This is a genomic window from Streptococcus oralis (assembly GCF_965111685.1).
Taxonomy (GTDB): domain Bacteria; phylum Bacillota; class Bacilli; order Lactobacillales; family Streptococcaceae; genus Streptococcus; species Streptococcus oralis_B.
Genome location: NZ_OZ217340.1, coordinates 697,939 through 717,163 on the forward strand (window position 1 = coordinate 697,939; position 19,225 = coordinate 717,163).

Here is a 19,225-nt window from a genome sequence, read left to right on the forward strand (position 1 = left end):
TCCTTTTGGGGTCGTTACGGATTCGACAGGCATTATGAGGCATATTTTGCAACCCGTGTGGCGACGTAAACGCTCAGTTAAATATAACTGCAAAAAATAACACTTCTTACGCTCTAGCTGCCTAAAAACCAGCAGGCGTGACCTGATTTGGATTGCTCGTGTTCAATGACAGGTCTTATGATTAACGAGATACGATCAAGCCTTGTCTAGTGGTTTGATAAGAGATTAATAGACTCGCAGTTCCTAGGCTTGAGTTATGTGTCGAGGAGCTGTTAAAACAATACATAACCTATGGTTGTAGACAAATATGTTGGCAGGTGTTTGGACGTGGGTTCGACTCCCACCGGCTCCATTATAAACAGGTATACAGTATGATTTTTTCCAAATTATATCCTTTGTTGTATCCTTTATTGCATCCTATTTGTTTTAGTTTGCTAGTGGAGAATTACTCAAGAGGCTGAAGAGGACGGTTTGCTAAATCGTTAGGTCGGGTAACCGGCGCGGGGGTTCGAATCCCCCATTCTCCGTTAGATGAACCCCGTGTTTTTCTAAACAAATCTACTTGGAGGTGGTCTCCAAGAGTAAATTTTTCATAAAGAGGTGAAACATGAAAAAGATTAAGTTATTAACTATCTTAGCACTCTCAACAGTTGTCTTAGGTGCATGTTCTGCATTGTCTAATCAGTCATCTGAAGCTTCTTCTGATGACAAGGAGAAAACGGAACAAGTTGAGAAGAAGGATGAAGCAGCGGAAGTTAAAGAGAAAGTCACAAAAGATGCTGAAATTCTCCTAGACTCTGTTCTCACTAGCGACTCTGCACGATTCAAGAAGATTTATGGCGAAACTTATGAAAAATGGACTGAGGCCATATTTGCAGTACAAACAAGTGAAAAAATTAAAGAAGAAGGTCTTTCACCTGCGTCTACCTACTCAATACAATGGCACAAGGATTTTCCTGTAGAAACACCAGAAGAAACGATTTCAGGTTTCTTGAAAATGAAACGCAAGTTATTCCAAGATATCGGTTCTTACACTGTGAAAGATGTAAAGGTTGATGAATCAGGTAACACTGCGACTGTGACTTTTAACTCTAAAAAGTTACACTCTAAAGGCTTGACTTCTTCCATCAGAGAAGTGTTAACGATTCTTATTGGAGGTATTGATAACTTAGGTAAGTACAACCAAGCTGGTTCGGATGTTGACATCAAGCGTTACCAAACATTGGTGACTTACTGGATTTATGAACACCTCTTTAGAAAAGATTTTGCTATCTATAGTGATGTAGATGCCGAAGCCGCTCTAACACCCCTGACTACTGGAGATTTTGATACAGAAATCAAATTAACCAAGGATAAGGATGGAAACTGGCTGATTTCTCAAGAAGACTATCGTACCTTATCAACTGAGTTAATGGATACTACAGAAGGATATGATAAGATTGATCGTAAGAATTCTACAAAATCTAAGAACAAATCTACAGACAAGTCTTCAGATAAATCTTCAAACAAATCCACTGATAAATCAACAGACAAATCTTCAGATAAAAAAGATAAAAGCAATATCTAATCACAAGATTTAGAAGAAAAACAAGTAGTCTTAATAAACTACTTGTTTTTTTATGAAATCAAAGTGATTCTAGGATAGGGCAGGATACAGAAAAATGTGGTGTGATAGTTAGAGTAACTCAGCCTTTCATTTCTAGATATTGTTCTTAGAACGATAAAAAACTGCATTGAGGTGCAGTTTTTCTTTGTTCTACGGAAGACATGGGATTCGAACCCACGCACGCTGTTACACGCCTACCGCGTTTCCAACACGGCCTCTTAAGCCTCTTGAGTAATCTTCCAATACTTACTCAAATAGTCTACCATAAAGCCACTTATCTTGCAATAAAAATTTTGGAAATAAGAAAAATGATAGAATTTGAAATAAAATGATAAAAAATGCTTGACTTTGGTAGAGAATGTGCTAGAATGAATAGTGTAAACGATAACAGGAGGTGGTTTGGTGTTAAAAACTGAGCGGAAGCAACTGATTTTAGAGGAGTTAAATCAACATCATGTAGTTTCCCTAGAAAAATTGGTTAGTCTATTAGAAACATCAGAATCAACGGTTCGAAGAGATTTGGATGAGTTGGAGGCGGAAAACAAGCTTCGCCGTGTGCATGGTGGAGCAGAATTGCCTCACTCCTTGCAGGAAGAAGAAACTATTCAAGAAAAATCTGTCAAAAACCTTCAAGAGAAGAAGCTACTGGCTCAGAAAGCTGCCTCTCTTATCAAGGAACAAGATGTTATCTTTATTGATGCTGGAACGACAACTTTTTTTTTAATCAAGGAATTGGTTAATAAGAATATCACAGTTGTGACCAATTCCATTCACCATGCGGTTCAGTTGGTTGAAAAACAGATTCCAACTGTCATGGTTGGAGGAAGTGTCAAAATGGCAACAGATGCATGTATCGGTGGTGTTGCTCTTAACCAAATCAATCAATTGCACTTTGATCGTGCCTTTATCGGGATGAATGGTGTAGACGATGGTTATTATACGACTCCTGATATGGAGGAGGGAGCCGTTAAGCGTGCTATTTTGGAGAATGCCAAACAGACCTACGTCTTGGTGGATTCATCAAAGATTGGTCAAACTTGCTTTGCCAAGGTAGCACCACTTAAACGCGCTATTGTCATCACAAGTCAAGGGCATGAGCTCTTGCAGGTTATTAAGAAGAAAACGGAGGTAATAGAAGTATGATTTATACAGTCACACTCAATCCATCCATTGACTATATCGTGCGCTTGGACCAAGTTCAAGTCGGCAGTGTCAATCGTATGGACAGTGATGATAAGTTTGCTGGTGGGAAAGGAATCAATGTCAGTCGAGTTTTGAAACGCTTGGGTATTCCAAATACAGCGACTGGATTTATCGGAGGTTTTACTGGTAAATTTATCACAGATACTTTGGCAGAAGAGGAAATCGAAACGCGTTTTGTTCAAGTAGCAGAAGATACTCGTATCAATGTCAAGATTAAAGCAGACCAAGAAACAGAAATCAATGGAACGGGTCCAAATGTGGAACCAGCTCAGCTAGAAGAATTGAAAGCTATTCTTTCAAGTCTGACAGAAGATGATACGGTTGTGTTTGCGGGTTCGAGTGCTAAGAACCTGGGCAATGTTATCTATAAGGATTTGATTGCCTTGACACGCCAGACTGGTGCGCAAGTGGTTTGTGACTTTGAAGGACAGACCTTGATTGATAGTTTGGACTACCAGCCACTTTTGGTTAAACCAAACAATCACGAGCTTGGAGCTATCTTTGGAGTGAAACTCGAAAGTTTAGAAGAAATCGAGAACTATGCTCGTCAGTTACTGGTCAAAGGAGCTCAAAACGTTATTATCTCCATGGCTGGCGACGGTGCTCTTCTTGTCACATCTGAGGGAGCATACTTCGCAAAACCTATCAAGGGAACAGTCAAGAATTCAGTGGGAGCTGGTGACTCTATGGTTGCTGGGTTTACAGGTGAATTTGTCAAATCAAAAGACGCAGTAGAAGCCTTCAAGTGGGGAGTAGCTTGTGGAACAGCAACGACATTTTCAGATGATTTAGCAACTGCAGCATTTATTAAAGAAACTTATGAAAAAGTTGAGGTAGAAAAAAGATGAAAATTCAAGATTTATTGAGAAAAGATGTCATGTTAGTGGATTTGCAAGCAACTGAAAAAACAGCTGTCATCGAAGAGATGATTAAAAGTTTGGTAGATCACGGTTACGTGAAGGATTTTGAAACCTTTAAAGAAGGAATTTTGGCGCGTGAAGCTCTAACTTCTACTGGTTTGGGTGATGGAATTGCTATGCCTCACAGCAAGAACTCTGCTGTCAAAGAAGCGACCGTTCTCTTTGCTAAGTCAAACAAGGGTGTTGATTATGAGAGTTTGGATGGGCAACCAACAGACCTCTTCTTCATGATTGCAGCTCCTGAAGGTGCCAATGATACCCACTTGGCTGCCTTGGCAGAATTGTCTCAATACTTGATGAAAGACGGTTTTGCTGAAAAACTTCGTCAGGTAACATCTGCAGATCAAGTTATCGAACTATTTAACCAAGCTTCAGAAAAAGCTGAGAAACCTGTTCAAGCACCTGCTAATAACTATGGTGACTTTATCGTTGCTGTTACAGCTTGTACAACAGGGATTGCCCATACTTACATGGCCCAAGAAGCCCTTCAAAAAGTAGCTGCTGAAATGGGGGTTGGGATTAAGGTTGAAACCAATGGTGCTAGCGGTGTTGGTAACCAATTGACTGCGGAAGATATCAGCAAGGCTAAAGCTGTTATCATCGCAGCTGACAAGGCTGTTGAGATGGATCGTTTCGATGGAAAACCTTTAGTTAACCGTCCAGTTGCAGACGGTATCCGTAAGACAGAAGAGTTGATTAACTTGGCTCTTTCAGGAGATGCTGAAATCTACCGTGCTGCTAATGGAGCAAAAGCTGCAACAGCAAGCAATGAAAAACAAAGTATCGGTGGTGCCTTCTACAAACACTTGATGAGTGGTGTATCCCAAATGTTGCCATTCGTTATCGGTGGCGGGATCATGATTGCCCTTGCTTTCTTGATCGACGGAGCTTTTGGTGTGCCACAGGATAGCCTTGGAAATCTTGGTTCCTACCATGAACTAGCTTCTATGTTCATGAAAATCGGTGGCGCAGCCTTTGGCTTGATGCTCCCGGTCTTTGCAGGTTATGTTGCCTACTCTATCGCTGAAAAACCAGGTTTGGTAGCAGGTTTTGTGGCTGGTGCTATTGCCAAAGAAGGTTTTGCATTTGGTAAAATCCCTTATGCTGCAGGAGGAGAAGCAACTTCAACACTTGCAGGTGTCTCATCTGGTTTCCTAGGTGCTCTTGTTGGTGGATTTATCGCAGGTGCCCTGGTTCTTGCTATCAAGAAATACGTTAAAGTTCCACGTTCACTTGAAGGGGCTAAATCAATTCTTATCTTGCCACTTTTTGGAACAATTCTGACAGGATTTGTCATGTTGGCGGTCAACATTCCAATGGCAGCAATCAACACTGCTATGAATGACTTCCTAGGCGGTCTTGGAGGAGGTTCAGCTGTCCTTCTCGGTATCGTCCTTGGTGGTATGATGGCTGTTGATATGGGTGGGCCTGTCAATAAAGCAGCCTATGTCTTTGGTACAGGTACGCTTGCAGCGACTGTTTCTTCAGGTGGTTCGGTAGCCATGGCAGCAGTTATGGCGGGAGGAATGGTGCCACCGCTTGCTATCTTTGTCGCAACCCTCCTCTTTAAAAATAAATTTACCAAAGAAGAGCGTAACTCTGGTTTGACAAACATTATCATGGGCTTGTCATTTATCACTGAGGGTGCGATTCCATTTGGTGCCGCTGACCCAGCTCGTGCGATTCCAAGCTTCATCCTTGGTTCTGCAGTAGCAGGAGGACTTGTTGGTCTTGCAGGAATCAAACTCATGGCACCACACGGAGGAATCTTCGTTATCGTCCTAACTTCAAATGCCCTTCTCTACCTTGCCTTTGTTTTGGTTGGGGCAATTGTAAGTGGTGTGGTTTATGGTTCCCTACGAAAACCACAAGCATAAAAAGGATTAGAATAGAAAGATTGTTACCATTTGGTGCAATCTTTTTCTCTATTCGAAATGGCTGTGAAATATGGTATAATAAAAGAATGGCAAACAAGAATACTACAAAAACAAGACGGAGACCGTCTAAAGCAGAACTCGAAAGAAAACAGGCTATTCAGAGGATGCTGATTTCCTTAGGAATTGCCTTATTGTTGATTATTGCAGCCCTCAAACTTGGCGCGGCAGGTGTCACTCTTTATAATCTCATTCGACTGGTGGTCGGAAGTTTGGCCTATGTGGCTATAGGCGGCCTCCTCATTTATCTTTTTCTATTTAAATGGATCCGCAAGCAAGAGGGACTTCTGTCAGGATTTCTTTGTATCTTCGCTGGCTTGCTCTTGATTTTTGAGGCCTACTTGGTATGGAAATATGGCTTGGAGCAGTCAGTTTTAAAAGGGACCTTGTCTCAAGTTATGACGGACCTGACTGGTATGCGGGTGACTAGCTTCGCTGGTGGTGGCTTGCTTGGTGTCGGACTCTATATCCCCATAGCCTTTCTTTTTTCAAATATCGGCTCTTACTTTATTGGTGTTCTCTTGATTCTGGTTGGTGCACTCTTGGTTAGTCCTTGGTCTATTTATGATGTTGCAGCCTTTATTGGAGTGCAGTTCAGATCCTTCATGGAAAAACAGGAACAGAGAAAACAGGAACGCTTCATCAAGAGAGAAGAAGAGAAGGCTCGTCAAGAAGCTGAAGAAGCTGCCAGAATTCAGAGAGAACAAGAAGAACAGAATGCATTACCGCTTCCTCCTGTAGATCCTGAAACGGGAGAAATCTTATCTGAAGTACCAGACTACGATTTCCCACCAATTCCTGAGGAAGAATGGATCGAACCGGAGATTATCCTCCCTCAAACTGACTTTGACGTTCCAGATGAGGAAGAAGATTTTGAGGATGAAGAGGTTCAGGTTGATTTTTCTGCCAAAGAAGCCCTTGAATACAAACTGCCAAACTTGCAACTCTTTGCGCCAGATAAACCCAAAGACCAATCGAAGGAAAAGAAGATTGTTCGAGAAAATATCAAAATCCTAGAAGAAACCTTTGCCAGCTTTGGTATCAAGGTGACGGTAGAACGGGCTGAAATTGGACCATCAGTTACCAAGTATGAAGTCAAACCAGCAGTCGGTGTACGGGTTAACCGCATTTCCAATCTGGCAGACGACTTAGCGCTAGCTCTAGCAGCTAAGGATGTTCGGATTGAGGCTCCAATACCTGGTAAATCCTTAGTCGGAATTGAGGTTCCTAACTCTGAAATTGCGACTGTTTCCTTCCGTGAGCTCTGGGAACAGTCTCAGACTAAACCAGAAAATCTCCTCGAAATTCCTCTGGGTAAGGCTGTCAATGGAACTGCTCGCACCTTTGACCTTTCCAAGATGCCCCACCTACTGGTTGCAGGTTCGACGGGATCAGGGAAATCAGTCGCAGTTAATGGTATTATCGCTAGCATTTTGATGAAAGCAAGACCCGACCAAGTCAAGTTTATGATGGTCGATCCTAAGATGGTTGAGTTATCCGTTTACAATGACATTCCTCATCTCTTGATTCCAGTTGTGACTAATCCACGCAAGGCTAGCAAGGCTCTCCAAAAGGTGGTGGATGAGATGGAAAACCGTTATGAACTCTTCGCTAAGGTTGGAGTGCGAAATATCGCTGGTTACAATGCCAAGGTCGAGGAATTTAATAGCCAGTCTGAGTACAAACAAGTACCCCTGCCTTTGATTGTTGTCATTGTGGATGAGTTGGCAGACCTCATGATGGTGGCTAGCAAGGAAGTGGAAGATGCCATCATTCGTCTCGGACAGAAGGCGCGTGCTGCAGGGATTCACATGATTCTTGCAACGCAACGTCCATCAGTCGATGTCATCTCTGGTCTCATCAAGGCCAATGTTCCATCACGAGTGGCATTTGCAGTTTCATCAGGTACAGATTCACGAACCATCTTGGATGAGAATGGAGCAGAAAAACTGCTTGGTCGAGGAGACATGCTCTTTAAACCAATCGATGAAAATCACCCAGTCCGTCTGCAAGGATCCTTTATCTCGGATGATGATGTTGAACGCATCGTAAACTTCATCAAGGCACAGGCGGATGCGGACTATGATGATAGCTTTGACCCAGGAGATGTTCCTGAAAATGAAGGAGATTTCTCAGACGGTGAAGCTGGTGGCGATCCGCTCTTTGAAGAAGCCAAGTCTCTTGTTATAGAGACCCAGAAAGCTAGCGCTTCGATGATTCAGCGCCGTTTGTCAGTTGGATTTAATCGTGCGACCCGCCTTATGGAAGAACTCGAAATGGCCGGTGTCATCGGTCCAGCTGAGGGAACCAAACCACGAAAAGTATTGCAACAATAAAAAAATAGCTTCTTTCCAAATTTGGAAAGAAGCTATTTTGTGATTACTGGTTCGTTTTAGTTTCAGAACTCGTCGTATTTGACTGTGTTCCATTATCGCTTGTTTCTTTATTTGTAGCAGGTGTAGAAGAGTCCTGAGTTGTTGTTTTCTGTTCTTCTTTTTTCTCCTCTTTCTTGTTGGATTGAGAAGTTTCTTCTTGTGGGGTATTTTCTTTAGTAGAAGTGTTGTCCTTGTTAGGTGTAGTATTTTCCTGAGGGGATTCCTTTTGAATTTCTTTGACAACAGTTGTTTGGGTTGTCGTCGGTTCTTTTTTGTTGTTTTTATTATTATCCATGGCGTTCATGATAGTGATAGTAGCGGTGATGAGGCCAAGGATACTACCGATGGTAGCAATCGTTTTTTGAAAGACAGTAAATCCCTTTTTGATATGTTCTGTTTTTGGTTTTGAAGTTCTACGATAGTTAGACATGATACTCTCCTTTGATTATGATTTATTATACCTCATTTCTTTAAAAAAATCTTAAAAAAAGAGGAATCTTCCTTTCTTGTCGCAGGTCTCTTTTCGTGATACAATAGAAGGAGTGATTTTAGAAAGCGTGAGAAAACATGATCTACTTTGATAATTCGGCGACAACTAAGCTTTATCCTGAAGCTCTTGAAACTTACATGCAGGTCGCTTCAAAAATTGTAGGAAATCCATCTAGCCTCCATCGTTTGGGAGACCAGGCAACACGAATTTTAGATGCTTCCCGGCAGCAAATTGCAGATTTGATTGGGAAGAAAAGTGACGAAATCTTTTTTACCTCTGGTGGAACAGAAGGAGATAACTGGGTCATCAAGGGTGTGGCCTTTGAAAAAGCCCAGTTTGGCAAGCACATCATCGTATCAGCTATTGAGCATCCAGCAGTCAAGGAGTCAGCCCTCTGGCTCAAAGGTCAAGGTTTTGAGGTGGATATTGCCCCAGTTGATGAGAAAGGATTTTTAGATGTCAAGGCTCTAGAGGATTTGATACGACCTGATACGATCCTTATCTCTATCATGGCAGTTAACAATGAAATCGGCTCTATCCAGCCTATTGAAGCTATTTCGAAACTGTTAGCAGATAAGCCGACTATTTCCTTCCATGTTGATGCAGTTCAAGCACTTGCTAAGATTCCAACTGAAAAGTATCTAACTGATCGGGTGGATTTTGCAACCTTTTCAAGTCATAAGTTTCATGGTGTTCGAGGAGTTGGCTTTGTCTATATCAAGTCTGGTAAGAGGATCATGCCTCTTTTAACAGGTGGTGGTCAAGAGGGAGACTATCGTTCGACAACTGAAAATGTAGCAGGGATTGCCGCAACAGCCAAGGCCCTCCGTTTATCTATGGAAAAGTTAGCTATCTTTGCTAGTAAGACTGGGCAGATGAAGGCAGTCATTCGTCAAGCCCTTCTGGACTATCCAGACATTTTCGTCTTTTCAGATGAGGAAGACTTTGCCCCTCATATCCTGACTTTTGGGATTAAGGGTGTTCGTGGTGAAGTCATCGTTCACGCCTTTGAAGACTATGATATTTTCATTTCCACAACCTCGGCTTGTTCATCCAAGGCAGGAAAACCTGCAGGTACTTTAATTGCCATGGGAGTAGACAAGGATAAGGCCCAGTCAGCAGTACGCCTCAGCCTAGACCTAGAAAATGATATGAGTCAGGTCGAGCAGTTCTTGACCAAGCTAAAATTAATTTACAATCAAACTAGAAAAGTAAGATAGGAGCATTTATGCAGTATTCAGAAATGTTGATTCGCTATGGAGAATTGTCAACCAAGCACAAAAATCGTATGCGTTTCATCAATAAACTTCGTAATAATATTTCGGACGTTTTGTCCATCTATCCTCAAGTTAAGGTAACCGCAGATCGTGACCGTGCCCACGCTTACCTGAATGGAGCTGATTATACAGCAGTAGCAGAATCTCTCAAACAAGTATTTGGGATTCAAAACTTTTCTCCTGTGTATAAGGTTGAAAAGTCTGTGGAAGTTTTGAAGTCTGCTGTCCAAGAGATCATGAAGGAAATCTACAAGGAAGGGATGACCTTTAAAATCACTAGCAAGCGTAGCGACCACAACTTTGAATTGGACAGTCGTGAACTCAATCAAACTCTTGGTGGAGCTGTTTTCGAGGCTATTCCAAACGTGCAAGCTCAGATGAAAAATCCAGATATTAATCTTCAAGTTGAGGTTCGTGAGGAAGCGGCCTACCTTTCCTATGAAACTTTTCGTGGAGCAGGAGGATTACCTGTGGGAAGTTCTGGTAAAGGCATGCTCATGTTGTCAGGGGGTATTGATTCACCCGTGGCAGGTTATCTAGCTCTTAAACGTGGTGTAGATATTGAAGCCGTCCACTTTGCCAGTCCGCCATACACGAGTCCTGGTGCCCTTAAAAAAGCCCACGATTTGACTCGGAAATTGACCAAGTTTGGGGGCAATATCCAGTTTATCGAGGTGCCTTTTACAGAGATTCAAGAGGAAATCAAGGCTAAAGCCCCAGAAGCCTACCTCATGACCCTGACACGTCGTTTTATGATGCGCATTACCGACCGTATTCGTGAGATACGAAAAGGTTTAATTATCATTAATGGGGAAAGTCTTGGCCAAGTAGCGAGCCAGACCTTGGAAAGTATGCAGACTATCAACGCTGTGACTAGCACTCCAATTATTCGTCCCGTGGTTACGATGGACAAGTTGGAAATCATTGATATCGCGCAGGAAATCGATACCTTTGAAATTTCAATCCAGCCTTTTGAAGATTGCTGTACTATTTTTGCGCCTGACCGTCCTAAGACCAATCCTAAGATAGAGAATGCAGAGCAGTATGAAAAACGCATGGATGTTGAAGGCTTGGTTGAGCGAGCAGTGGCTGGAATTATGATCACTGAGATTACACCTCAAGCTAAAAAAGATGCTGTCGATGACTTGATTGACAATCTCCTCTAATCAGAAAATCCAGAAGAATTCAGAAAAACAAATGAAGAAAGTTAGTTATTTATCCTTAAAATGGACATTTACTGACTTTTTTTCTATTTTTATGGTATAATGAGATAAAATTTTGAATATAGAGAGTTTTCTGACAATGAATCATTCCTACTTTTACTTAAAAATGAAAGAACACAAACTTAAGGTGCCTTATACTGGAAAAGAGCGTCGTGTGCGTGTGCTCCTGCCAAAGGATTACGAGAAAGACACAGACCGTTTTTATCCAGTTGTATACTTTCATGATGGGCAAAATGTCTTTTACAGCAAGGAGTCTTATATCGGGCACTCTTGGAAGATTATTCCAGCCATTAAGCGGAATCCTGATATCAGTCGCATGATTGTTGTTGCTATTGACAATGATGGTATGGGGCGGATGAATGAGTATGCGGCTTGGAAGTTTCAAGAATCTCCTATCCCAGGCCAGCAGTTTGGAGGTAAGGGTGTGGAGTATGCCGAGTTTGTCATGGAGGTGGTCAAGACTTTTATCGATGAAACCTATCGTACCAAAGCTGATCGCCAGCACACGGCTATGATTGGTTCGTCGCTAGGAGGCAATATTACCCAGTTTATCGGACTAGAGTACCAAGATCGAATTGGTTGTCTAGGTGTCTTTTCATCAGCTAACTGGCTTCACCAAGAAGCCTTTAACCGCTATATCGAGCGTAAGAAACTGTCGCCTGAACAGCACATTTTTATCTATGTTGGCACAGAAGAAGCAGACGATACGGACAAGACCTTGATGGCTGGCAATATCAAGCAAGCCTATATCGACTCGTCGCTTCGCTATTATCATGATTTGATTGCAGGTGGAATAAACTTGGATAATCTTGTTTTGAAAGTTCAGTCTGGTGCTATCCATAGTGAGATTCCATGGTCGGAAAATTTACCAGACTGTCTCCGATTTTTTGCAGAGAAATGGTAAGTTAGGAAAGGAGAAAGCCAATGCATATTGAAAATCTTAGCCACTGGAGTGGCTACCTCAACCGTGAAATGTATCTCAACCGTTATGGACACGCTGGGATTCCAGTTGTGGTTTTTGCTTCATCTGGTGGTAGTCACAACGAATACTATGATTTTGGCATGATAGACGCCTGTGCTTCCTTTATCGAAGAAGGTCGTGTCCAATTCTTTACCCTCTCCAGTGTGGACAGTGAAAGCTGGTTGGCCACTTGGAAAAATAGTCATGACCAGGCGGAGATGCATCGTGCCTACGAACGCTATGTGATTGAGGAGGCCATTCCTTTTATCAAGCATAAAACAGGTTGGTTTGATGGCATGATGACGACAGGTTGCTCGATGGGAGCCTATCATGCACTCAATTTCTTTCTCCAGCATCCAGATGTCTTTACCAAGGTGATTGCCCTCAGCGGTGTTTACGACGCACGTTTCTTCGTTGGCGATTACTACAATGATGATGCTATTTACCAAAACTCACCAGTAGATTATATCTGGAATCAAAACGACGGCTGGTTTATCGATCGTTACCGTCAGGCAGAAATCGTCGTCTGTACGGGCCTCGGAGCCTGGGAACAAGACGGTCTACCATCTTTCTACAAGCTCAAAGAAGCCTTTGACCAGAAACAAATTCCAGCCTGGTTTGCTGAATGGGGGCACGATGTCGCCCACGACTGGGGATGGTGGCGTAAACAAATGCCCTATTTTCTTGGACACCTGTATCTATAAAAGGAGTTGCCTATGAATTACCTTGTTATTTCTCCCTACTATCCGCAAAACTTCCAACAGTTTACAATCGAGTTAGCTAATAAAGGCATAACCGTTTTGGGAATTGGTCAGGAGCCTTACGAACAACTAGATGAACCTTTGCGTAATAGCTTAACCGAGTATTTCCGTGTGGACAATCTTGAGAACATAGACGAAGTCAAACGTGCAGTTGCCTTTCTTTTCTACAAGCATGGTCCAATCGACCGCATCGAGTCCCACAATGAATACTGGCTTGAGCTGGACGCAATACTTAGAGAACAATTCAATGTCTTTGGTGCCAAACCGGAGGATCTCAAAAAGACGAAATATAAGTCTGAGATGAAGAAACTTTTCAAAAAAGCAGGTGTCCCTGTAGTACCTGGAGCTGTTATCCAGACGGAAGCAGATGTGGATAAAGCAGTGAAAGAAATCGGTCTACCAATGATTGCCAAACCTGATAATGGAGTGGGAGCTGCAGCCACCTTTAAGCTTGAGACAGAAGAAGATGTAAATCACTTTAAGGCTGAATGGGACTATTCTACCGTTTATTTCTTTGAAAAATTTGTCACTTCTAGCGAAATCTGTACCTTTGACGGGCTTGTGGACAAGGATGGCAACATCGTCTTTTCAACGACTTTCGATTATGCTCATACACCACTTGATCTGATGATTTATAAGATGGATAATTCCTACTATGTGCTTAAGGATATGGATACCAAACTGCGTAAGTATGGCCAGGCCATAGTCAAGGAATTTGGAATGAGAGAACGCTTTTTCCATATCGAGTTCTTCCGCGACGGGGACGATTACATTGCCATTGAGTACAATAACCGTCCTGCAGGCGGCTTTACCATTGATGTTTATAACTTCGCTCACTCCTTGGATCTCTACCAAGGTTATGCAGCTATTGTCGCAGGAGAAGAGTTTCCAGCATCAGAGTTTGAACCTCAATACTGTTTAGCTACATCACGTCGTGCCAATGCCAACTATGTTTATTCAGAAGAGGACCTTCTTGCCAAATACAGCCAGCAATTCAAGGTCAAAAAAATCATGCCAGCAGCCTTTGCAGAGCTACAAGGGGACTACCTTTATATGCTGACCACTCCTAGTCGCCAAGAGATGGAGCAGATGATTGCAGACTTTGGTCAACGTCAAGAGTAATGAAGAATAGGATGAAAGGAGTTTGACTTCTTTTGTCCTTTTCTTAAAGATAAGTTAAATAAAGCGTTTTCCATGGATTCTTTTAGAAAAGATATTGCTAAAAGGCCTAAAAATTGGTAGAATAAGGATTGTCTAAAAAAATTTAAGGAGAATCTATCAAATGGATTTTACATGGGCTATTAAATATGCCACAGAATTTTTGGGAACTGCTATTTTGATCATTCTTGGTAATGGTGCAGTTGCTAACGTTGAACTTAAAGGTACGAAAGGTCACCAAAGTGGCTGGCTCGTTATCGCGGTTGGTTACGGTATGGGGGTTATGATCCCAGCCTTGATGTTTGGTAACGTATCTGGTAACCACATCAACCCAGCTTTCACTCTTGGACTTGCTGTTAGTGGTCTTTTCTCTTGGGAGCAAGTACCATTTTACATCCTAGCACAAGTTTTGGGAGCAATTTTCGGTCAAGCTTTGGTTGTAGCGACTCACCGTCCTTACTACTTGAAAACAGAAAACCCAAACAATATCTTGGGTACCTTCTCAACGATTTCAAGCATCGACCACGGTACAAAAGAATCACGTTATGCAGCTACTGTTAACGGCTTCCTCAATGAGTTTGTAGGTTCATTCGTTCTTTTCTTTGCAGCACTTGGTTTGACTAAAAACTTCTTTGGTGCTGAATTAGTAGCGAAAGCTCAGGCGACAATTAATGACCAAGTAGCTCAAGCTGCAGCGCAAGGAACAACAATTCCTCAAGAACAAGTAACAGCAGCGCTTGAGCAAGCAAAAAACCAAGCCGCTCCATTTTTGGCACCAGGTCTTGGAATTGCACACTTGGCACTTGGTTTCCTAGTGCTGGCTTTGGTAGCTTCACTTGGTGGACCTACTGGACCTGGTTTGAACCCAGCTCGTGACTTCGGACCACGTCTTCTTCACGAACTCCTTCCAAAATCAGTTCTTGGTCAACATAAGGGTGATTCAAAATGGTGGTATGCATGGGTTCCAGTTGTAGCTCCAATTTTAGCGGGTATTGCAGCAGTAGCACTATTCAAACTACTTTACCTATAAGAAATGAAACTGGGGAATCCCAGTTTTTTTGTTATAGAATTTCTAAATAAAATAGATATGGCTTGTAAAATATTCGAAAATCCTTTAAAATAAAAGAGTTGGAGGAATTTATGAATGTGAATGAGATTGTTCGGATCGTTCCGACTTTGAAAGTTAATAATCGAAAATTAAATGAAAGATTTTACATTGAAATCTTGGGGATGAAACCTTTGCTGGAAGAGTCTGCCTTTATTTCCCTAGGCGATCAAACAGCTACGGAGAGATTGATTTTAGAAGAGGCTCCAAGTATGCGAACACGCAAAGTTGAAGGTCTTAAGAAGCTAGCTAGACTCTTGATAAAGGTTGAAAATCCTTCTGAAATCGAGGCCCTTCTTTCTCAAATGAAGTCTCTTCCTCGCTTATTTAAAGGAAACCGAGGGTATGCTTTTGAGATTGTTTCTCCTGAAGAGGATGTGATCCTTGTTCATGCAGAAAATGATGTAAGAGATTTGGTTCCACTGGAAACTGTTCCTGAATTTTATTCAAATACAAGTATAAAATATGTGAGTCAATTTGAGGTTTCTATGGAGTTGCGTTTGCCTGAAAGAACAGAGAGTTTACTTGATTCTGAAGGAGTAGCGCAAGCAATCACCTTTACTAAAGGGCAAGGAGCAGATTTGGCTGTTGAAAACAATGTCACTTGGGACCTGTCGATGTTGAAATTTTTAGTAAGAAATTTTGATCTAACCAGTCTTCGTCAGAAATTTGAAAAGACAGGCTACCTTGTCCCTAAGTCTGAAAAATTCTTCCTTGGTAAAGATACCAATAACATTGAATTGTGGTTTGAAGAAGCATGAAGTTGGAAAAAATTCTAAGAAAAATAGAAAATCAAATCGAGGCAGGGATTTATCCCGGGGCCTCTTTTGCGTATTATAAGGATGGTGAATGGAAAGAGTCTTATCTAGGATTGAGTGATCCAGAACGGGGCTTCAAGACAGAAAGCGGTTTGGTTTATGATCTTGCTAGTGTGAGCAAGGTCGTGGGAGTGGGGACGGTTTTTACCTACTTGTGGCAGCAGGGCAAATTCGATATTGATCAACCGGTGACGGATTTTTTACCGGGGTGTGATTACCCAGATATTACCATACGGCAACTTCTGACCCATGCCACAGATTTAGATCCCTTCATTCTCAACCGTGACAAGTTAAGTGCAGAGGAATTGAGAGAAGCCATGTTTCACCTCAATAGACGAAATCAGCCTGCTTTTCTATACTCAGATGTTCACTTTTTACTCTTGGGCTTTGTTTTGGAAAAAATCTTTAACCAAGACTTGGATCAGATTATAAAAAAACAAGTTTTGGAACCATGGGGGATGAAAGAGACTAAGTTCGGCCCCGTTGAGCAAGCTGTACCAACAGTGAGAGGAGTAGAGGCCGGAATCATTCACGATCCTAAAGCCCGTCTATTAGGGAAACACGCTGGAAGTGCTGGTTTGTTTTCGACTGTTAAGGATTTGCAGATCTTTCTGGAACATTACTTGAAAGATGATTTTGCTGCAGATTTGAGCCACAATTTTTCTCCCTTAGATGATAAGGAGCGTTCTCTATCCTGGAATCTGGAAGGAGCTTGGCTCGACCATACGGGTTATACAGGTACCTTCATTATGTGGAATCGGGAGAAGCAGGAAGCGGCTATCTTTCTATCCAATCGAACGTATGAGAGGGATGAGCGTGCCCAGTGGATAGTCGATCGAAATCAAGTGATGGAAAAGATTCGTCAAGAGGAGTAGGGAGAAGCATGTCAAAAACCGTAAAAGGAACTCTGTATACAGTAGTGGCAGGGATTGCTTGGGGCTTGTCTGGAACCAGTGGTCAATACCTGATGGCACACGGGATCTCTGCTCTAATCTTGACCAATCTGCGACTTATCATTGCAGGCTTAGCGCTGGTATTCTTATCCTATATGACTGCAAGGGATAAACTCTATGCTTTTTTAAAAGACAGAAAAAGCCTTTTATCTCTGCTGTTTTTTGCCTTGTTTGGACTTTTCTTAAACCAGTTTGCTTATCTTTCTGCCATTCAGGAAACCAATGCTGGCACGGCGACAGTTCTCCAGTATGTATGCCCCGTTGGAATCTTGGTTTATACTTGTATCAAGGACAAGGTAGCGCCTACTCTGGCTGAGATTATTTCGATTGGTTTAGCAATTGGAGGAACGTTTCTTATCGCGACGCATGGGGAACTTGACCAGTTGTCTGTCACACCTGCTGGTCTTTTCTGGGGCCTCTTTTCTGCCCTAACCTATGCCCTCTATATTATCCTTCCCATCGCTTTGATTAAGAAGTGGGGCAGTATTTTGGTGATTGGTGTCGGGATGGTTATTTCTGGTGTATTGGCTATTCCTTTCACAGGAGTCTTACAGGCCAGCATACCGACTAGCTTAAATTTTCTCTTTGCATTTTCTGGGATTATCATCATCGGAACTGTCTTTGCTTATACAGCTTTCCTAAAGGGAGCTAGTCTGATAGGCCCTGTTAAGTCTAGTTTATTGGCTTCCATAGAGCCAATTTCAGCCGTTTTCTTTGCCTTTCTGATTATGAAGGAACAGTTTTATGCGATTGATTTTGTCGGTATGGCTATGATTTTACTAGCTGTGACCATTATTTCATTGAAAGATTTACTGCTGGAAATAAAGACTAAGTAATAAAAAAATCCACTCAATCGAGTGGATTTTGTGTGTATAGATGATTAGTCTTTGTTTTCGTGTGGCAAGATCAAGTTCAAGATAATTCCTGTCATAGCTGATAGAGCAGTACCTGAAAGTGTAACGGGACCAAGTTTGAGGATAGCTCCACCAAGTCCAAGTACCAACATGGCACTTGCGATGATGAGGTTACGCATTTGACTGAAGTCAACACGTTCCTTAATCAAAACTTTCAAACCATTGCTGGCGATAACTCCGTAGAGAAGGATGGACATGCCACCAAGCACAGCATTTGGAATGGTTGAAATCAAGGCAGTGAATTTACCTAGGAAGCTAAGAGCAATGGCGATGAAGGCTGCGTTACGGATAACAGAGACAGAAGCGATACGAGTCATCCCGATAACCCCTGTATTTTCGCCATAAGTCGTATTAGCTGGTCCACCGAGGAAGGCAGATACAGATGTCGCGATACCGTCACCGAGAAGCGTACGGTGAAGTCCTGGTTCTTTCAGGAATTGACGGCCACAGATTTGGCTCAAAACTGTGTGGTCTCCGATGTGTTCTGAAATGGTTACGATAGCGATAGGCAAGATTGCGATTGTTTCAGGACCGAAGTATAAGTTGTACTCTTTAAAAGCTCCACCAGTACTAAATGGCAAGTAAAAACCAGGAATTTCAAACCAGTTGGCTTGAAGGACTGGGGTAAAGTCAACCAAACCAAGAAGCATTGCGAAAATGTACCCACCGATGATGGCAAAGAGGAAAGGAATGATACGGAGGAAACCTTTTCCTTTTGTATTGATAAAGGCGGCAATCAAGAACGTAACAACGGCTACAAGAGCGTTCTTCCAGTTTCCGTCTGCTACAAGTCCAGCATTCGTTACAGCAGAACCAGCAAGACCAAGACCGATAACGATAATCATAGGTCCGATAATGATTGGTGGCAAGAGTTTATCAATCCATTTCGTACCTGCAAAACGAACACTTGTCGCTACAAGGACATAGACCAAACCAGTCAAGATAACTCCAGTTTGAGCGGCAGATACATCTCCTCCCATTTCTTTCATGGCTAGAGACATAGCTGTGATAAAGGCGAATGAAGAACCTAGATAAACTGGAACCTTAAAGCCAGTAGAAATCATGTAGATAAGTGTTCCAATACCGGAAGCAAAGAGAGCCACCGATACGGGCATTCCCAAAATTAAGGGAACGAGAATGGTTGCACCAAACATGGCAAACACGTGCTGGAAGCTTAGAAGAATGCCTTTACCAGCAGAAGGACGTTGATCAACGTCTAGTAACAAATCAACAGTTGATTCCTGTTTCATAAAAACCTCACTTTTGGGCACCAAAAAAGAGCCCATTATTTTACAGCAATAGGCTCTCAGAGTAAGACTTTTTAAAAAATAGCTATCTTTTAAAAATTTATATAAATCTGCGCCTTTGTCACCTCACAGGATGACATTAAAAACCTTTGCTTGTGATAGTATAGCAGAAAAAAATGATTTTGTAAATCATTTTTTCCCGAGCCCAAAAATGCGAGAGCGAGGAATGATTTTGTAAATCATTTTTTCCCGAGCCCAGAAATACGAGAGCGAGGTCTGT

The 19,225-nt window shown here is 42.1% G+C and carries 16 protein-coding genes, 2 tRNA genes and 1 other RNA gene; 16 read left to right on the plus strand and 3 right to left on the minus strand.

Features of this window, described 5'->3' with window-relative positions; all coding sequences use genetic code 11:
- The first annotated feature begins 7 nt into the window (after positions 1–7).
- From ssrA to ACLV7H_RS03675, 3 genes are all read left to right on the plus strand, one after another.
- Positions 8–355: a transfer-messenger RNA gene (ssrA, locus tag ACLV7H_RS03665) on the plus strand.
- Between the two features lie 84 nt (positions 356–439).
- Positions 440–527, plus strand: a tRNA-Ser gene (locus ACLV7H_RS03670).
- A gap of 80 nt (positions 528–607) precedes the next feature.
- The gene (locus tag ACLV7H_RS03675) at positions 608–1,567 is read left to right on the plus strand and encodes a hypothetical protein (protein ID WP_411866399.1); all 960 of its coding nucleotides are present in this window, start codon (positions 608–610) and stop codon (positions 1,565–1,567) included.
- A gap of 192 nt (positions 1,568–1,759) precedes the next feature.
- Here ACLV7H_RS03675 and ACLV7H_RS03680 read toward each other — a convergent pair.
- Positions 1,760–1,847: transfer RNA gene (locus ACLV7H_RS03680), tRNA-Ser, on the minus strand.
- A 161-nt stretch (positions 1,848–2,008) separates the two neighbouring features.
- Between ACLV7H_RS03680 and ACLV7H_RS03685 the strand changes: the two genes are divergently transcribed.
- From ACLV7H_RS03685 to ACLV7H_RS03700, 4 genes are all read left to right on the plus strand, one after another.
- The gene (locus ACLV7H_RS03685) at positions 2,009–2,749 is read left to right on the plus strand and encodes a DeoR/GlpR family DNA-binding transcription regulator (protein ID WP_411866400.1); all 741 of its coding nucleotides are present in this window, start codon (positions 2,009–2,011) and stop codon (positions 2,747–2,749) included.
- Complete coding sequence (gene pfkB / locus ACLV7H_RS03690; protein WP_411866401.1) at positions 2,746–3,657, plus strand: 1-phosphofructokinase; 912 nt, start codon at positions 2,746–2,748, stop codon at positions 3,655–3,657. The genes ACLV7H_RS03685 and pfkB overlap by 4 nt, the downstream gene beginning before the upstream one ends.
- Complete coding sequence (locus tag ACLV7H_RS03695) at positions 3,654–5,606, plus strand: fructose-specific PTS transporter subunit EIIC (RefSeq protein WP_411866402.1); 1,953 nt, start codon at positions 3,654–3,656, stop codon at positions 5,604–5,606. Before pfkB ends, ACLV7H_RS03695 begins: the two co-directional genes overlap by 4 nt.
- An 86-nt stretch (positions 5,607–5,692) precedes the next feature.
- A complete protein-coding gene (locus ACLV7H_RS03700) occupies positions 5,693–7,999 on the plus strand; it encodes a DNA translocase FtsK (RefSeq protein WP_411866403.1) in 2,307 nt (768 codons plus the stop codon).
- Positions 8,000–8,042: 43 nt separating this feature from the next.
- Here ACLV7H_RS03700 and ACLV7H_RS03705 read toward each other — a convergent pair whose 3' ends face one another.
- A complete protein-coding gene (locus ACLV7H_RS03705; protein WP_045592089.1) occupies positions 8,043–8,468 on the minus strand; it encodes a DUF6556 family protein in 426 nt (141 codons plus the stop codon).
- A 137-nt stretch (positions 8,469–8,605) separates the two neighbouring features.
- On the opposite strand from ACLV7H_RS03705, the gene ACLV7H_RS03710 reads away from it, so the two are divergent.
- The 9 genes from ACLV7H_RS03710 (at position 8,606) to ACLV7H_RS03750 (ending at position 17,620) form a co-directional block, all read left to right on the plus strand.
- Entirely contained in the window at positions 8,606–9,748 is a 1,143-nt protein-coding gene (locus ACLV7H_RS03710) for a cysteine desulfurase family protein (RefSeq protein WP_045592087.1), read from the plus strand.
- 8 nt (positions 9,749–9,756) lie between these two features.
- Positions 9,757–10,971 (plus strand): tRNA uracil 4-sulfurtransferase ThiI, encoded by a 1,215-nt coding sequence (gene thiI, locus ACLV7H_RS03715; RefSeq protein ID WP_045592085.1) that lies wholly within the window; start codon positions 9,757–9,759, stop codon positions 10,969–10,971.
- Between the two features lie 136 nt (positions 10,972–11,107).
- Positions 11,108–11,932, plus strand: coding sequence for an alpha/beta hydrolase (locus ACLV7H_RS03720; RefSeq protein ID WP_411866404.1), 825 nt, complete (start codon positions 11,108–11,110; stop codon positions 11,930–11,932).
- Between the two features lie 20 nt (positions 11,933–11,952).
- A complete protein-coding gene (locus ACLV7H_RS03725) occupies positions 11,953–12,693 on the plus strand; it encodes an esterase family protein (RefSeq protein ID WP_411866405.1) in 741 nt (246 codons plus the stop codon).
- A gap of 12 nt (positions 12,694–12,705) precedes the next feature.
- Positions 12,706–13,872, plus strand: a complete 1,167-nt coding sequence (locus tag ACLV7H_RS03730) for an acetyl-CoA carboxylase biotin carboxylase subunit family protein (RefSeq protein ID WP_045592081.1) — start codon at positions 12,706–12,708, stop codon at positions 13,870–13,872.
- Between the two features lie 160 nt (positions 13,873–14,032).
- Positions 14,033–14,938, plus strand: coding sequence for an aquaglyceroporin Gla (gene gla, locus ACLV7H_RS03735; protein WP_045592080.1), 906 nt, complete (start codon positions 14,033–14,035; stop codon positions 14,936–14,938).
- Positions 14,939–15,048: 110 nt separating this feature from the next.
- The gene (locus tag ACLV7H_RS03740) at positions 15,049–15,774 is read left to right on the plus strand and encodes a CppA N-terminal domain-containing protein (protein ID WP_411866406.1); all 726 of its coding nucleotides are present in this window, start codon (positions 15,049–15,051) and stop codon (positions 15,772–15,774) included.
- Positions 15,771–16,706, plus strand: coding sequence for a serine hydrolase domain-containing protein (locus tag ACLV7H_RS03745; RefSeq protein ID WP_045592078.1), 936 nt, complete (start codon positions 15,771–15,773; stop codon positions 16,704–16,706). The genes ACLV7H_RS03740 and ACLV7H_RS03745 overlap by 4 nt, the downstream gene beginning before the upstream one ends.
- 8 nt (positions 16,707–16,714) lie before the next feature.
- Positions 16,715–17,620: a DMT family transporter gene (locus tag ACLV7H_RS03750; RefSeq protein WP_411866407.1), complete on the plus strand. Its 906-nt coding sequence runs from the start codon at positions 16,715–16,717 to the stop codon at positions 17,618–17,620.
- Positions 17,621–17,664: 44 nt separating this feature from the next.
- On the opposite strand, the gene ACLV7H_RS03755 is transcribed toward ACLV7H_RS03750, so the two are convergent.
- A complete protein-coding gene (locus tag ACLV7H_RS03755; protein WP_000808283.1) occupies positions 17,665–18,948 on the minus strand; it encodes a uracil-xanthine permease family protein in 1,284 nt (427 codons plus the stop codon).
- Between the last annotated feature and the right edge of the window lie 277 nt (positions 18,949–19,225).

Bases quoted from the DNA above. Each gene is read 5' to 3' on its own strand.
- ACLV7H_RS03675 (WP_411866399.1), top strand. From the start codon at position 608: ATGAAAAAGATTAAGTTATTAACTATCTTAGCACTCTCAACAGTTGTC.
- pfkB (WP_411866401.1), top strand. From the start codon at position 2,746: ATGATTTATACAGTCACACTCAATCCATCCATTGACTATATCGTGCGC.
- ACLV7H_RS03695 (WP_411866402.1), top strand. From the start codon at position 3,654: ATGAAAATTCAAGATTTATTGAGAAAAGATGTCATGTTAGTGGATTTG.
- ACLV7H_RS03700 (WP_411866403.1), top strand. From the start codon at position 5,693: ATGGCAAACAAGAATACTACAAAAACAAGACGGAGACCGTCTAAAGCA.
- ACLV7H_RS03705 (WP_045592089.1), bottom strand. From the start codon at position 8,468: ATGTCTAACTATCGTAGAACTTCAAAACCAAAAACAGAACATATCAAA.
- ACLV7H_RS03710 (WP_045592087.1), top strand. From the start codon at position 8,606: ATGATCTACTTTGATAATTCGGCGACAACTAAGCTTTATCCTGAAGCT.
- thiI (WP_045592085.1), top strand. From the start codon at position 9,757: ATGCAGTATTCAGAAATGTTGATTCGCTATGGAGAATTGTCAACCAAG.
- ACLV7H_RS03720 (WP_411866404.1), top strand. From the start codon at position 11,108: ATGAATCATTCCTACTTTTACTTAAAAATGAAAGAACACAAACTTAAG.
- ACLV7H_RS03725 (WP_411866405.1), top strand. From the start codon at position 11,953: ATGCATATTGAAAATCTTAGCCACTGGAGTGGCTACCTCAACCGTGAA.
- ACLV7H_RS03730 (WP_045592081.1), top strand. From the start codon at position 12,706: ATGAATTACCTTGTTATTTCTCCCTACTATCCGCAAAACTTCCAACAG.
- gla (WP_045592080.1), top strand. From the start codon at position 14,033: ATGGATTTTACATGGGCTATTAAATATGCCACAGAATTTTTGGGAACT.
- ACLV7H_RS03740 (WP_411866406.1), top strand. From the start codon at position 15,049: ATGAATGTGAATGAGATTGTTCGGATCGTTCCGACTTTGAAAGTTAAT.
- ACLV7H_RS03745 (WP_045592078.1), top strand. From the start codon at position 15,771: ATGAAGTTGGAAAAAATTCTAAGAAAAATAGAAAATCAAATCGAGGCA.
- ACLV7H_RS03750 (WP_411866407.1), top strand. From the start codon at position 16,715: ATGTCAAAAACCGTAAAAGGAACTCTGTATACAGTAGTGGCAGGGATT.
- ACLV7H_RS03755 (WP_000808283.1), bottom strand. From the start codon at position 18,948: ATGAAACAGGAATCAACTGTTGATTTGTTACTAGACGTTGATCAACGT.